General features: G+C 50.1%; 12 protein-coding genes. 7 read left to right on the top strand and 5 right to left on the bottom strand.

The genetic code is table 11. The features are described from left to right. Positions 1 to 292: 292 nt before the first annotated feature. From gltB to M988_RS02865, 6 genes are all read left to right on the top strand, one after another. Positions 293 to 4750: a glutamate synthase large subunit gene (gltB, locus tag M988_RS02890; RefSeq protein WP_039184873.1), complete on the top strand. Its 4458-nt coding sequence runs from the start codon at positions 293 to 295 to the stop codon at positions 4748 to 4750. 14 nt (positions 4751 to 4764) lie between these two features. Next, positions 4765 to 6183 carry a glutamate synthase small subunit gene (locus tag M988_RS02885; protein ID WP_008815199.1) on the top strand — a complete coding sequence of 473 codons (1419 nt, stop codon included), beginning with the start codon at positions 4765 to 4767 and terminating at the stop codon, positions 6181 to 6183. A 190-nt stretch (positions 6184 to 6373) separates the two neighbouring features. Next, positions 6374 to 7054 carry an N-acetylmannosamine-6-phosphate 2-epimerase gene (locus M988_RS02880; RefSeq protein ID WP_008815200.1) on the top strand — a complete coding sequence of 227 codons (681 nt, stop codon included), beginning with the start codon at positions 6374 to 6376 and terminating at the stop codon, positions 7052 to 7054. A gap of 13 nt (positions 7055 to 7067) precedes the next feature. Then, entirely contained in the window at positions 7068 to 7949 is an 882-nt protein-coding gene (gene nanK / locus M988_RS02875) for an N-acetylmannosamine kinase (RefSeq protein ID WP_064572773.1), read from the top strand. A gap of 12 nt (positions 7950 to 7961) precedes the next feature. Continuing rightward, entirely contained in the window at positions 7962 to 8432 is a 471-nt protein-coding gene (gene nanQ, locus M988_RS02870) for an N-acetylneuraminate anomerase (RefSeq protein ID WP_064572772.1), read from the top strand. 176 nt (positions 8433 to 8608) lie between these two features. Further along, a complete protein-coding gene (locus M988_RS02865) occupies positions 8609 to 9490 on the top strand; it encodes a MurR/RpiR family transcriptional regulator (protein ID WP_008815203.1) in 882 nt (293 codons plus the stop codon). Between the two features lie 71 nt (positions 9491 to 9561). On the opposite strand, the gene sspB is transcribed toward M988_RS02865, so the two are convergent. From sspB to zapE, 5 genes are all read right to left on the bottom strand, one after another. After that, positions 9562 to 10059, bottom strand: coding sequence for a ClpXP protease specificity-enhancing factor (sspB, locus tag M988_RS02860; RefSeq protein ID WP_008815204.1), 498 nt, complete (start codon positions 10057 to 10059; stop codon positions 9562 to 9564). Between the two features lie 2 nt (positions 10060 to 10061). After that, positions 10062 to 10703: a stringent starvation protein SspA gene (gene sspA / locus M988_RS02855; protein ID WP_004091284.1), complete on the bottom strand. Its 642-nt coding sequence runs from the start codon at positions 10701 to 10703 to the stop codon at positions 10062 to 10064. Positions 10704 to 11049: 346 nt separating this feature from the next. Continuing rightward, a complete protein-coding gene (gene rpsI, locus M988_RS02850; RefSeq protein WP_004091282.1) occupies positions 11050 to 11442 on the bottom strand; it encodes a 30S ribosomal protein S9 in 393 nt (130 codons plus the stop codon). Between the two features lie 15 nt (positions 11443 to 11457). Continuing rightward, positions 11458 to 11886 (bottom strand): 50S ribosomal protein L13, encoded by a 429-nt coding sequence (gene rplM, locus M988_RS02845; RefSeq protein WP_004091281.1) that lies wholly within the window; start codon positions 11884 to 11886, stop codon positions 11458 to 11460. Positions 11887 to 12177: 291 nt separating this feature from the next. Next, positions 12178 to 13299, bottom strand: coding sequence for a cell division protein ZapE (gene zapE, locus M988_RS02840; protein ID WP_039184965.1), 1122 nt, complete (start codon positions 13297 to 13299; stop codon positions 12178 to 12180). A 310-nt stretch (positions 13300 to 13609) separates the two neighbouring features. On the opposite strand from zapE, the gene zapG reads away from it, so the two are divergent. After that, positions 13610 to 14005: a Z-ring associated protein ZapG gene (gene zapG, locus M988_RS02835; RefSeq protein WP_008815206.1), complete on the top strand. Its 396-nt coding sequence runs from the start codon at positions 13610 to 13612 to the stop codon at positions 14003 to 14005. Positions 14006 to 14091: the final 86 nt, after the last annotated feature.

Below are 14091 nucleotides of genomic sequence, written 5' to 3'. Positions count from 1 at the left end.
TCACAAGCAGATTAAAAGTGTGAACCTCCCCACATTTGACCTACGTACTCTTTCTAGATAAGTTGAAAGACCGCTGGAAGCTAAATGTTTTTTTAACGACTTTTTCTAGACGGGCTAATGTCTCGTCATTTTTATGTAGTCATTTACGACTCCCTCGAAACACGTTATTGACCACTGCTGGAAAGACGCCAAAAGTGCAATAACCGAGGCGGATGCGCGTGCCGAATGGTTATGCACTATCCAACTCGCAGTAAGATGGAAAGTAATGCAGAGCCTCGGGAGGTTCACAGAAATGCTATACGATGCATCCCTTGAAAAGGACAACTGTGGTTTCGGTCTGATCGCCCATATAGAAGGTGAGCCAAGCCATAAAGTAGTTCGTACCGCGATCCACGCACTGGCGCGAATGCAACACCGTGGTGCAATTTTGGCCGATGGTAAAACCGGTGACGGATGCGGCCTGCTGCTGCAAAAGCCCGATCGTTTTTTCCGTATGGTGGCCGAAGAGCGCGGCTGGCGTTTAGCCAAGAACTACGCTGTAGGTATGATTTTCCTCAGCCAAGATGAAAGCGAAGCGCGCGCCAGTCGCCGCATCGTAGAAGAAGAGTTACAGAACGAAACGCTGTCGGTCATCGGCTGGCGTGAAGTTCCTATCAATTCTGACGTGTTGGGCGAAATCGCGCTTTCTTCTATGCCGCGCATCGAACAAATTTTTGTTAACGCCCCAGCAGGCTGGCGTCCGCGCGATATGGAGCGCCGTCTGTTCGTCGCTCGTCGTCGTATTGAAAAACGTATTGAAGATAAAGATTTCTACGTCTGTAGCCTCTCTAATCTGGTGACGATTTATAAAGGTCTGTGCATGCCGGCCGACCTGCCACGTTTCTATCTGGATCTGGCCGATCTGCGTTTGGAATCGGCCATTTGCCTGTTCCACCAGCGCTTTTCAACCAATACCGTGCCACGCTGGCCTCTGGCTCAGCCATTCCGCTATCTGGCGCACAACGGTGAAATCAACACCATCACCGGTAACCGCCAATGGGCGCGTGCTCGTACCTACAAATTTAAAACGCCGCTGATCCCTGATTTGCAGGACGCAGCGCCGTTCGTCAATGAAACCGGCTCAGACTCCAGCTCGCTCGATAATATGTTGGAACTGTTACTGAGCGGTGGTATGGATATCGTGCGCTCCATGCGTTTACTGGTACCACCAGCATGGCAGAATAACCCCGATATGGACGCCGATTTACGCGCCTTCTTCGACTTCAACTCCATGCATATGGAGCCGTGGGATGGCCCTGCCGGTATCGTCATGTCTGATGGGCGCTTTGCGGCCTGTAACCTAGACCGTAACGGCCTACGCCCTGCGCGCTATGTCATCACCAAAGACAAACTGATCACCTGCGCTTCCGAAGTCGGGATCTGGGATTATCAGCCTGATGAAGTGCTCGAAAAAGGCCGCGTTGGCCCCGGCGAGCTGATGGTCATCGACACCCGCAGCGGACGCATTCTTCATTCGGCAGAAACCGATGACGATCTGAAAAGCCGCCATCCTTATAAAGAGTGGATGGAGCGTAACGTTAAGCGCTTAGTACCGTTCGAAGATTTGCCAGACGATCAGGTGGGTCAGCGCGAACTCAATGACGATGAGCTGCTCACCTTCCAGAAGCAATTTGGTTACAGTAGTGAAGAGCTTGACCAAATCCTGCGTGTGCTCGGCGAGAATGGACAGGAAGCAACAGGTTCAATGGGCGATGATACGCCATTTGCCGTGCTCTCTAGTCGCCCACGTATTATTTACGATTACTTCCGCCAGCAGTTTGCGCAGGTCACAAACCCGCCAATCGATCCGCTGCGTGAAGCCCATGTGATGTCTCTGTCGACCAGTATTGGCCGTGAGATGAACGTATTCAGCGAAGCCGAGGGACAAGCTCATCGCCTGAACTTCAAATCACCTATTTTGCTGTATTCAGATTTCACCCAGTTAACCACACAGGACAGCGAACATTACCGCGCAGAAACGCTCGATCTGACGTTTGATCCGCAGCAAACCGATTTACAACAGGCGATTCATGCGCTGTGCGAAGAGGCAGAGCAGAAAGTACGTGGCGGTGCCGTGCTGCTGGTGCTGTCTGACCGCAATATCAGCGCCGAACGTTTACCAGTGCCAGCGCCAATGGCGGTTGGCTCTATTCAGCAACGTCTGGTGGAAAAGAATCTGCGCTGCGACGCTAACATCATTGTTGAAACCGCCAGCGCTCGCGATCCCCACCACTTTGCGGTGCTGCTTGGTTTCGGCGCGACGGCAATCTATCCGTATCTCGCATATGAAACTCTCGCCAAACTGGCCGACTCCCACGCTATCGACAAAAAATACCGTGACGTGATGCTGAACTATCGCAACGGCATCAACAAAGGTCTGTACAAAATTATGTCGAAGATGGGAATTTCCACTATCGCATCATATCGCTGCTCCAAACTGTTTGAAGCGGTTGGCTTACATCGTGAAGTCAGCAATCTGTGCTTCCCTGGCGTCGTCAGTCGTATCGGTGGTGCGGGTTTCAGCGACTTCCAACAGGATCTGCAAAACCTATCTAAACGAGCGTGGCTAAAACGCAAACCGTTGGATCAGGGCGGTCTGCTGAAATTCGTTCATGACGGCGAATACCATATGTACAACCCTGACGTGGTAAATACCCTGCAGGCCGCGGTTAAAAGTGGTGAATACGAAGATTATCAGAAGTATGCCAAGTTGGTGAACGAACGTCCGGTATCCACTCTACGTGATTTACTCCAAATCACGCCGAAAGGTGAAACCATTGCCGTGGATAGCGTTGAGCCTGCCAGTGAGCTATTCAAACGTTTTGATACCGCAGCTATGTCAATTGGGGCACTGAGTCCAGAAGCTCATGAGGCGCTGGCCGAAGCCATGAACGGTTTGGGCGGATTCTCTAACTCAGGCGAAGGCGGCGAAGATCCTGCACGCTACAAAACCAACAAAGTTTCCCGCATTAAGCAGGTCGCTTCGGGACGTTTTGGCGTCACTCCAGCCTATCTGGTCAACGCCGACGTGATTCAGATTAAAGTGGCTCAGGGAGCAAAACCTGGCGAAGGTGGCCAGTTACCGGGCGACAAAGTCACGCCGTATATTGCCAAACTGCGCTACTCCGTACCTGGCGTAACGCTCATTTCACCGCCACCGCACCACGATATTTACTCTATCGAAGACTTAGCACAGCTAATTTTCGATTTGAAACAGGTTAACCCAAAAGCATTAATCTCGGTCAAACTGGTCTCTGAACCCGGCGTTGGCACTATTGCAACCGGCGTTGCCAAAGCCTATGCCGATCTCATTACCATTGCTGGCTACGATGGCGGAACAGGTGCAAGCCCGCTGTCATCGGTGAAATACGCAGGCTGTCCTTGGGAACTTGGGTTGGTTGAAACTCAACAAGCTCTGGTGGCAAACGGCTTACGTCACAAGATCCGCCTACAGGTCGATGGCGGCCTCAAAACCGGCGTCGATATTATCAAAGCAGCCATTTTAGGCGCTGAGAGTTTCGGCTTCGGCACCGGTCCAATGGTTGCATTGGGCTGCAAATATCTGCGTATTTGCCATTTGAACAACTGTGCAACCGGTGTGGCAACGCAGGATGAAAAACTACGCCGCAACCACTTCCACGGTTTACCGGAGCGCGTAGCCAACTACTTCCAGTTCATTGCCCGTGAAACTCGCGAACTGATGGCGGAGTTGGGCGTAACCCGTTTGGTCGATCTGATTGGCCGCACAGATTTACTGCTTGAGCTGGATGGTTTCACCGCTAAGCAAAACAAACTGGATCTGTCCGCGCTGCTGAAAACCGCAGAACCTAAACCGGGCAAAGCGGTGTATTGCACTGAGAGCAATCCTTCGTTTGATAAAGGTTTGCTTAACAAGGAGCTGCTGGCGCAGGTTCAGGCCAATATTGAAGCCAAGCAAAGCAAAACCGTGTTCTTTGATATCCGTAACACCGATCGTTCCGTCGGCGCATCATTGTCTGGCGCTATTGCTGAACAGCATGGCGATCAGGGGCTAGCAAGCGATCCGATCAAAGCGCAGTTCACCGGCACTGCTGGGCAAAGTTTTGGTGTGTGGAACGCCGGTGGCGTAGAGCTAACCTTAACGGGTGATGCGAACGACTACGTCGGTAAAGGTATGGCGGGTGGCAAGATTGTGGTTCGTCCTCCCGTCGGCTCCGCTTTCCGTAGCCACGAAGCCAGCATCATTGGTAATACCTGTTTGTACGGCGCAACCGGAGGAAAACTGTTTGCCGCTGGCCGCGCAGGAGAACGCTTCGCAGTGCGCAACTCCGGCGCAATCACCGTGGTTGAAGGCATTGGTGATAACGGCTGCGAGTACATGACCGGCGGTATCGTTTGTGTTATCGGGCGGACTGGCATCAACTTCGGCGCGGGGATGACGGGTGGCTTTGCCTATGTGCTGGACGAAGACGGCGAGTTCCGCAAACGCGTTAACCCTGAACTGGTAGAAGTGCTAAGTATGGATCAGTTAGCGATCCATGAAGAACATCTGCGAGGTTTAATCACCGAACATGTACAGCTAACGGGATCGAGCCGTGGCGAAGAGATCTTGGCGCACTGGCCAGAATGGGCACCAAAGTTTGCGCTGATCAAACCAAAATCCAGCGATGTGAAAGCACTGTTAGGTCACCGTAGTCGTTCCGCAGCCGAGCTGCGGGTACAGGCGCAGTAAGGGCGGAGAAAAAAATGAGCCAGAATGTTTATCAATTTATTGACCTACAGCGCGTTGATCCGCCTAAGAAGCCGCTCAAGATCCGTAAGATCGAGTTTGTAGAAATTTATGAGCCCTTTTCTGAAACACAGGCTAAGTCGCAAGCAGACCGCTGTCTGTCATGCGGCAATCCATACTGTGAGTGGAAATGCCCGGTACATAACTACATTCCGAACTGGCTGAAGCTGGCAAACGAAGGTCGCATTATGGAAGCCGCCGATCTGGCACACCAGACCAACAGCCTTCCCGAAGTATGTGGACGCGTATGCCCACAGGATCGCCTGTGTGAAGGTTCTTGTACGCTTAATGACGAGTTTGGTGCCGTGACCATCGGTAATATCGAGCGCTATATCAATGATAAAGCACTCGCCATGGGCTGGAAACCTGACATGTCACATGTGCAACCAACGGGAAAACGCGTTGCCGTTATTGGCGCAGGCCCCGCAGGTTTAGCCTGTGCTGATGTGTTAGCTCGCAACGGCGTACAAGCCGTCGTATTCGACCGCCATCCAGAAATTGGTGGCCTGCTTACCTTCGGAATTCCAGCCTTTAAGCTGGAAAAAGAAGTCATGACCAAGCGTCGCGAAATTTTCACCGGTATGGGGATCGAGTTTCGTCTGAATACCGAAGTGGGTAAGGACGTGCCAATCAGCGAGCTACTGAATGAATATGACGCCGTTTTCCTTGGCGTTGGTACCTATCAATCTATGCGCGGTGGCTTAGAAAATGAAGATGCCAGCGGTGTATTCGACGCGCTGCCGTTCCTCATCGCCAATACTAAACAGCTGATGGGCTACGACGCTAGCGAAGAAGAGCCTTACATCAGTATGGAAGGCAAACGCGTGGTGGTGCTCGGCGGTGGTGACACTGCGATGGACTGCGTTCGTACATCCATCCGTCAAGGCGCGACGCAGGTCACCTGCGCATATCGCCGTGATGAGGAAAATATGCCTGGCTCTAAACGCGAGGTGAAAAACGCGCGCGAAGAAGGCGTAGAATTCATGTTCAATCTGCAACCATTAAGCCTTGAGCTCAATAGCTCTGGCCGAGTCTGCGGCGTGAAGATGGTGCGTACCGAACTGGGTGAGCCTGACGCTGCTGGGCGTCGCATAGCGCAGCCTATCGCCGGTTCTGAACATGTTTTGGATGCAGATGCCGTAGTCATGGCATTTGGCTTCCGCCCTCACTCGATGAGCTGGCTGGCAGAGCATGATGTCAACTTGGATAAACAAGGGCGCATCATTGCACCAGAAGGAAGCCATAATGCCTTCCAGACCAGTAACCCTAAAATCTTCGCCGGCGGTGACGCCGTTCGTGGTTCTGACTTGGTCGTCACAGCCATAGCAGAAGGCCGCAAAGCCGCAGAAGGGATCATGAGCTATTTGGAAGTGTAATTTGGCAGTGTAAAAGCCCTTCTAATAGCAACTTCCCCAAAAAGCGGAGCTTCGGCTCCGTTTTTTGCTTCTCGCCGTCGACTTTATGATCCTGTTCACATTTCAGCCAATGAATACTTGATGCCGTTCCACTCCGTCTAATATTGTAATTTGGAGTTAAACTTCAAATAATTTTTTAGGATGGAGCAAAATGTCACTACTAGCCGATTTAGAACAGCGGGTGCGTGAACAGGGAGGATTGATCGTTTCTTGCCAACCTGTGCCTGATAGTCCAATGGATCGTCCGGAAATCGTTACCGCAATGGCTCAAGCAGCTGTGTCGGCTGGCGCTGTAGCTATACGTATCGAAGGCATTACAAACTTAAAAGCCGTTCGACCGCATATTTCAGTGCCAATCATCGGGATCGTCAAACGTGATCTAGAAGATTCACCCGTACGTATTACACCTTATTTATCTGATATCGATGCGCTCGCCGAGGCTGGAGCCGACATCATCGCTTTCGACGCAACGTTCCGCTCAAGACCCGTCGAAATTGACGATCTACTGGCACGTATACGTCATCACGGTCTATTGGCTATGGCTGACAGCTCGACACGGGAAGAAGGTCTTGAGTGCCAACAAAAAGGCGTCGAGTTTATCGGTACGACGCTGTCTGGATATACCGGTGGAGAGATACCTGACGAACCAGATCTGACGATGGTGTCTGAGCTGAGCAACGCAGGCTGTCGCGTCATTGCCGAGGGACGATACAACTCTCCGGCGCTGGCCGCCAAGGCCATCGAACAGGGGGCTTGGGCCGTTACCGTTGGGTCAGCAATCACCCGCATTGAACATATCTGCCAATGGTTTAGCCAAGCCATTAAGCGCTAACTGGGAGCTGATGATGAACATACTCGCCATTGATATTGGTGGAACTAAGCTGGCTGCGGCGCTTATCAACGCGGACCAACAGATATCGCAGCGTCAGGAAATATCAACACCGGCTAGTTCATCGCCGCAAGCATTGACCACGGCGTTGACACAGCTTGTCTCCCACTACCAAGGTCAAGCGCACTGCGTTGCCGTAGCTTCTACTGGGATCATCGATAACGGTATTCTCACCGCACTCAATCCAGATAACTTGGGAGGGCTCAATCAATTTCCGCTGCAAAACACCTTAGAAAATCTGACCAAGCTTCCCTGCTATCTTTTGAACGACGCACAAGCTGCCGCATGGGCTGAATACAGCCAATTAGCGGAACAGTTCAGGCATATCGTATTTATCACGGTATCAACGGGGGTAGGCGGCGGCATTGTTATCAACGGTAAGCTATTAACCGGCCCCCATGCGTTTGCAGGACATATTGGCCACTCACTAGCCGACCCAAACGGGCCGCGCTGTGGATGCGGACGTACAGGATGTGTCGAAGCCATCGCCTCTGGCCGAGCAATTGCCGCCGCCGCTCAGCTCGAATTACAGGGGAAAAATGCCCGCCAAATCTTCGCAGAAGCACAAAACGGTAACCCGCAAGCTCAGCAGCTAGTGGAGAACTCTGCACAAAGCATTTGCCAACTTATTGCAAACCTTAAAGCGTTACTGGATACCGAATGCATTGTGTTAGGAGGAAGCGTCGGTTTAGCGTCCGGTTATCTACAGCAGGTAAAACAGCAGCTAAGTTTACTTCCGACACCATTTCACGTGCCTATCGTTGCCGCGCATTACCAACACGATGCCGGATTGATCGGCGCAGCATTATTTGCCGCACAGGCTCATTCCGTTCAATAAGAGATAACTTCTATGATCCTTGGAAAGATTTCAGATCTCAGCGTACAAACAGGGTTATCAAGCTCACTGCGCGCAATCATAAAACAGGCATTAACCCGAGATCTCGCCACTCTAGACGCTGGTCGTTACGTCATTGATGGAGAGGATATTTTTATCAATGTGATGGCTTTTGACACATCAGCCGCAGAAAGTAAGCGCTACGAGCTGCATCGGGAATATCTGGATATCCAAATATTACTCAGCGGTACAGAGCGCATTGATTTTGGCCTCGAGGGCTCGGCACAACAGCCTGATATCTATCATGAAGATGATGACTACCTGCTATGTGACAGCCTCGAACAACGCCAAACCCTTCATATGGTGCCAGGAATGTTCGCTATTTTTCTACCGAATGAGCCACACAAGCCGGGCTGCATGGTTAACGATTCTCAGAAGATTAAAAAAGCTGTGATAAAAGTCCACCATAGTCTCCTCGCGAACTAAGTCATTAAAGATAATAATAACAATACGATAGTACCACTGCTCCTCTTTGACCGCGTGATAGACATGTACCCCCTATATGTATATCACGCTTTTTTTAGCGCCCTACTCTTGCTACGCTCGGATGCATTAACCCTCATCAGCAATAACCACTTCAAGCACGGATAAACAGGGAATTTATGGAGTCACAAGCCCTTCGCCTCAAACCGGGAAAAATTCTCGATACACTAGGTGCAATGCAAAACAGCCTAACCCGTGTTGCTCAACGCATTGCACACTATATTCTTCAATCGCCGCTGCGTGTCACACAGCTTTCGATCGCCGAGCTTTCGCGAGAAACTCAGGCGGGAGAAGCCACGGTAATTCGTTTTTGCCGCACGCTGGGCTATAAAGGATTTCAAGATTTTAAAATGGATTTGGCAATCGAGCTGGCCACCTCCGATGCTGAGGCGAGCAGCCCACTGCTAGATGCGGAGATCGCTGCGTCTGATGATGCTCATACCATCGGGCGGAAGCTGCAAAATACCATTAATAACGTGCTGTCTGAAACATTGAATCTACTTGATATGCAGCAAGTGAGTCTGGTGGTCGATGCCTTGAGAAACAGCCAGTCGGTATATATTTTTGGTGTCGGTTCATCGGGGATCACCGCTGAAGATATGAAACATAAACTGATGCGCATTGGATTACGCGTCGATGCCGTAACCAATAACCACTTTATGTATATGCAGGCAACCCTACTCAAAGCGGGCGACGTTGCGATTGCCATCAGCCATTCAGGTGACTCTAATGAAACCGTGCATGCGCTTAAACTGGCTAAGCAGGCCGGAGCCACCACCGTTGCGCTAACACACAATCTTGGTTCACCGCTGAGCGAGACTGCGGATTTCAGCCTGATTAATGGAAACCGACAGGGGACACTGCAAGGCGATTCGATGGGAACCAAAACTGCACAGCTATTTGTGATAGACCTGCTCTATACCCTGCTGGTACAGGCCGCACCGGAACAGGCAAGAGAAACAAAATTACGGACTATGGCTGCACTGAATCTATCCAAGTAAGCGGCTATTTTTGAGATTTCAAAAACAAAAAAGCCAGTCATATGACTGGCTTTTTTACTGTCTTCAAGAGATTACTTCACGACGCGAAGTGAAGGACGACCACGCGGCGGCGGCGTTGGCTCATCGCCATCATCATCAGACTCTGTCGATGAATCCGGTAAATTGCCATCAATCACCGTCATGCTAGGCTCGCTCGACGCCTCTTCATCTTCCACTGACATCAGTGGCATCTCATTCTCATAAGCGGGTTCTGGTTCAAACATCGTGCCTGCACCATTTTCACGCGAATAAATTGCCATCACAGCAGAAATCGGCACATACACGTTGCGAGGAACGCCACCGAACCGTGCATTAAAACGAACGGCATCATCACCCAGCTCTAGATTACCCACCGCCCGCGGTGCGATGTTCAACACGATTTGACCATCGCGGGCAAACTCCATCGGCACCATCACACCGTGGCGGTTAACATCAACCACCAGATGCGGCGTAAGCTGGTTATCAAGCAACCACTCATAGAAGGCACGCAGCAAGAAAGGACGGCGTGGCGACATTTGAGACAATTCCATGATTAGCCTCGGGTGTGCAGACGCATTTCGCGCTCAGCTTCGGTCATAGAAGCCAAGAATGCATCACGCTCAAAGACACGAGTCATGTAGATCTTCAATTCTTTAGAACCTGCACCAGACAGTTCAATGCCCAGCACCGGCAAACGCCACAACAGCGGAGCCAAATAGCAGTCAACCAGACTGAACTCGTCGCTCATGAAGAATGGCTTCTGAGTAAAGACAGGGGCAATTGCCAGCAACTCTTCACGCAGCTGTTTACGCGCGTTATCAGCTTCCTGAGCGGTGCCTTTTTCAATTTTGTGCAGCAGTGAATACCAGTCGTTTTCGATGCGATGCATCATCAGACGGCTTTCGCCACGGGCAACGGGATAAACTGGCATCAGTGGTGGATGAGGGAAACGTTCATCCAGATATTCCATGATGATGCGGGATTCATACAGAGTCAGTTCACGGTCAACCAACGTTGGTACTGTGCGGTACGGGTTGAGGTCAATCAGATCCTGCGGCAGGTTATCCATCTCGACCTGCTCAATCTCGACGCTGACACCCTTTTCAGCCAGTACGATACGTACTTGATGGCTAAAGATGTCGGTCGGGCCGGAAAACAGCGTCATTACCGAACGTTTGTTGGCAGCGACAGCCATGAAAACCTCCAAGTTTATCTAGAAAACGGTATGAATAGTCGCCATTAAGAGCGCTATCCAGAGATTTGTTGTCACACCTGTAAACCGCATAAGCTATAAAATCGATGTATAAATAATGGGTTAGATTATTTACAGCCTCTATTGCTCAACAATTGTACGGATAACAGGGCGCAAAAGTGGGAGATAGTTTAACAGAATTTGGCCGTGTTGTGGGGAAGCGTTGGTTATTTCATAGTGTAATAAGTTTACAACACGTAAATTTCCGAGCTTTCTGGAATTTTATAGGTACAAAAAAGCCCGGCAAGCCGGGCTTTTAGTATTAATGTTCTGCCGAAGCAGAAAAACATTAACGTTTGGAGAACTGAGGACGACGACGTGCTTTACGCAGACCGACTTTCTTACGTTCAACCTGACGAGCATCACGGGTAACGAAACCTGCTTTACGCAGTTCGCCACGCAGAGACTCATCATATTCCATCAGTGCACGAGTGATACCGTGACGGATTGCACCAGCCTGACCAGAAATACCACCACCTTTAACAGTGATGTACAGGTCAAATTTACCAACCATGTCGACCAGTTCCAGCGGCTGACGAACTACCATGCGGGCAGTTTCGCGACCGAAGTACTGTTCCAGGCTGCGCTGGTTAATTACGATGTTACCACTACCCGGCTTGATAAAAACGCGAGCGGCGGAGCTTTTGCGGCGACCAGTGCCGTAGTATTGAGTTTCAGCCATTGCCTATAATCCCGATTAAATGTCAAGAACTTGCGGTTGCTGTGCCGCGTGATTGTGCTCGTTACCTGCGTAAACTTTCAGTTTACGGTACATAGCACGACCCAGCGGGCCCTTCGGCAGCATGCCTTTAACCGCGATCTCAATGACACGCTCAGGGTGGCGAGCAATCATCTCTTCAAAGGTCGCTTGTTTGATACCACCGATGTGGCCGGTGTGATGGTAATAAATCTTGTCAGAACGCTTGTTGCCGGTTACAGCAACTTTTTCTGCGTTCAGAACGATGATGTAATCACCAGTATCAACGTGCGGAGTGTATTCCGCTTTATGCTTGCCACGCAGGCGACGAGCCAGTTCGGTAGCCAAACGGCCCAGAGTCTTGCCGTCTGCATCAACTACGTACCAGTCACGTTTTACGGTTTCTGGCTTAGCTGTAAAAGTTTTCATTAAAAGCTTACCCAATTTAAGTTACACGTTGGTGAACACCCAAACGCTTACCTGTGTAAAAAAGTAAATGTATTAGAGGCTCACACGACCATCGTCCAGCAAACCTACCCCTTCGAATAGCCAATGCCGGCACATAAAGTTTTTGGGAAAAAAAACTTCGTTGTAACGTGGGGTCGCAAGATTATAGAGAAGTAGAATCTAAAGATCGAATAATTTTTCGGGGTAAAATTGATTTTGTGACTGCATCCGGTAGACAACAACACCGGATGCGAGTGTTTTTTAAACAAACCTTTACGGTAAATGCTCTAGACGCAGGTAATCCTCACTCTGCATCTCCTGTAGACGCGACAAACAGCGCTGATATTCAAACTTAAGATGCTCACCCTGATAGATCTCAAACATCGATAACTCAGCGCTAATGATCAATTTTACGTGCCGCTCGTAGAATTCATCGACCAGCGCTAAAAAACGACGAGCGGCATTTTCGTTTAGTTTGTCCATCTTCTTGACGTGATGCAAAAAAACAGTGTGATAGCTACGAGAAAGCGCTATGTAATCAAGCTGGCTGCGCGCGTCTTCGCACAGCACCGAAAACTCAACGGCTAATACGCCACTCGAACGGCACAATGCAGGGAGCGGGCGATGATTAATTTCTAATACTGGATTGATTTCACCCACGTTACCGGCCAGTTTGGCAAACATCTCATCCATGTGGTGTCGTGTTTCATTATTCATCGGCGAAAAATAGAGCCCCGCCTGTGTCAGGGTACGCAAGCGATAATCAATGCCGGCGTCCACGTTCATCACAGTACAATACTGCTTTATAAGATCGATCGCGGGCAGGAAGCGCGCACGCTGCAAACCGTTATAGTAAAGATTATCCGGCGGGATATTCGATGTTGATACCAGCGTAATGCCGCGAGCAAAAAGAGCCTGTAGTAAAGTTCCTAGTAGCATAGCGTCAGTAATATCAGACACAAAAAACTCATCAAAGCACAGCACGTCAGTTTCGGCTTTAAAGCCGTCGGCGATGATTTCAAGCGGATTTTCATGCCCCTGAAGCGCGACCAATTCTTCCTGCACACGCAGCATAAAGCGATGGAAATGCAGGCGCAGTTTGCGTTCACCGGGAAGGCTATGGAAAAACATATCCATCAGCCATGTTTTTCCTCGCCCAACACCGCCCCACATATACAGACCTTGGACGGGGACTTGCTGCTTAGACGTGGGCTTCCCCCATAGTCGTTGCAAGCGGCCGCGCAGTCCGCCGCTCTCTGACGGTGGCGTTGCATTTTCTTTTTCAATAAGCGCCTGCTGAATAATAGTCAGGGCATCGACAGTTTGCCGCTGCACGGCATCAGGCTGGTAATCTCCGGCATCTAACGCCTGCTGGTACAGCATTGCAGGCGTCATCACGGACGTTGTGCGATTTGATGGCATCAGGTACAGGGTCCCTACTGAATTATTATCTTTGTTGTAAACAATTTTAAAAATCACAAACGCTGCTTTTCGCGCAGCTTAACGACCAATTGTCGCCTGTTAACGATGTTTTGTCTCGTAGTGCAGATTGTTTTTGCACGAAAACCTCTCAGCAATACACCTTCAGGATTCCACTCAGACAAGGTTAACGGTTATAGTGTGCTTATGTGTAGGATATGTCGTTGAACCCCTACTAAGTAAAATAGCAAACGAAAGCACATTCTATATACAGATAGGAGTCATCATGACCTGGGAGTATGCGCTTATTGGTTTAGTCGTCGGTATCGTGATTGGTGCGGTAGCGATGCGTTTTGGCAACCGAAAACTCCGTCAGCAGCAGGTGCTGCAAAACGAGCTGGAAAAAAGCAAAAACGAATTGGAGCAATATCGTCAAGAGTTAGTGAGCCACTTTGCTCACAGTGCTGAACTGCTGGATAACATGGCGAACGATTATCGCCAGCTTTACCAACACATGGCGAAAAGCTCGAATAATCTGCTACCGGATATGCCGCCACAGGACAATCCATTCCGCTATCGTCTGACCGAAGCCGATAACGATCAAGCCCCTGTAGAATTCCCACCTCGCGATTACTCTGAAGGTGCATCAGGCTTACTACGCGCTGAACGTCGCGACAAATAATCGCTCTTCGGTGGCTGTTTTTCTAACAGCCACCTTTTAATCTTTCTTCCCAATACCCACTTTATTATTCTGAAATTGTGGAACTT

This window comes from Hafnia paralvei ATCC 29927 (genome assembly GCF_001655005.1).
Lineage (GTDB): Bacteria > Pseudomonadota > Gammaproteobacteria > Enterobacterales > Enterobacteriaceae > Hafnia > Hafnia paralvei.
The sequence above is the reverse complement of the archived record's forward strand: the minus strand, read 5'-3'. Positions and strand labels throughout refer to the sequence as shown.

Bases quoted from the DNA above. Each gene is read 5' to 3' on its own strand.
- rplM (WP_004091281.1), bottom strand. From the start codon at position 11,886: ATGAAAACTTTTACAGCTAAGCCAGAAACCGTAAAACGTGACTGGTAC.
- nanQ (WP_064572772.1), top strand. From the start codon at position 7,962: ATGATCCTTGGAAAGATTTCAGATCTCAGCGTACAAACAGGGTTATCA.
- M988_RS02880 (WP_008815200.1), top strand. From the start codon at position 6,374: ATGTCACTACTAGCCGATTTAGAACAGCGGGTGCGTGAACAGGGAGGA.
- nanK (WP_064572773.1), top strand. From the start codon at position 7,068: ATGAACATACTCGCCATTGATATTGGTGGAACTAAGCTGGCTGCGGCG.
- zapG (WP_008815206.1), top strand. From the start codon at position 13,610: ATGACCTGGGAGTATGCGCTTATTGGTTTAGTCGTCGGTATCGTGATT.
- rpsI (WP_004091282.1), bottom strand. From the start codon at position 11,442: ATGGCTGAAACTCAATACTACGGCACTGGTCGCCGCAAAAGCTCCGCC.
- gltB (WP_039184873.1), top strand. From the start codon at position 293: ATGCTATACGATGCATCCCTTGAAAAGGACAACTGTGGTTTCGGTCTG.
- sspA (WP_004091284.1), bottom strand. From the start codon at position 10,703: ATGGCTGTCGCTGCCAACAAACGTTCGGTAATGACGCTGTTTTCCGGC.
- M988_RS02865 (WP_008815203.1), top strand. From the start codon at position 8,609: ATGGAGTCACAAGCCCTTCGCCTCAAACCGGGAAAAATTCTCGATACA.
- zapE (WP_039184965.1), bottom strand. From the start codon at position 13,299: ATGACGCCTGCAATGCTGTACCAGCAGGCGTTAGATGCCGGAGATTAC.
- M988_RS02885 (WP_008815199.1), top strand. From the start codon at position 4,765: ATGAGCCAGAATGTTTATCAATTTATTGACCTACAGCGCGTTGATCCG.
- sspB (WP_008815204.1), bottom strand. From the start codon at position 10,059: ATGGAATTGTCTCAAATGTCGCCACGCCGTCCTTTCTTGCTGCGTGCC.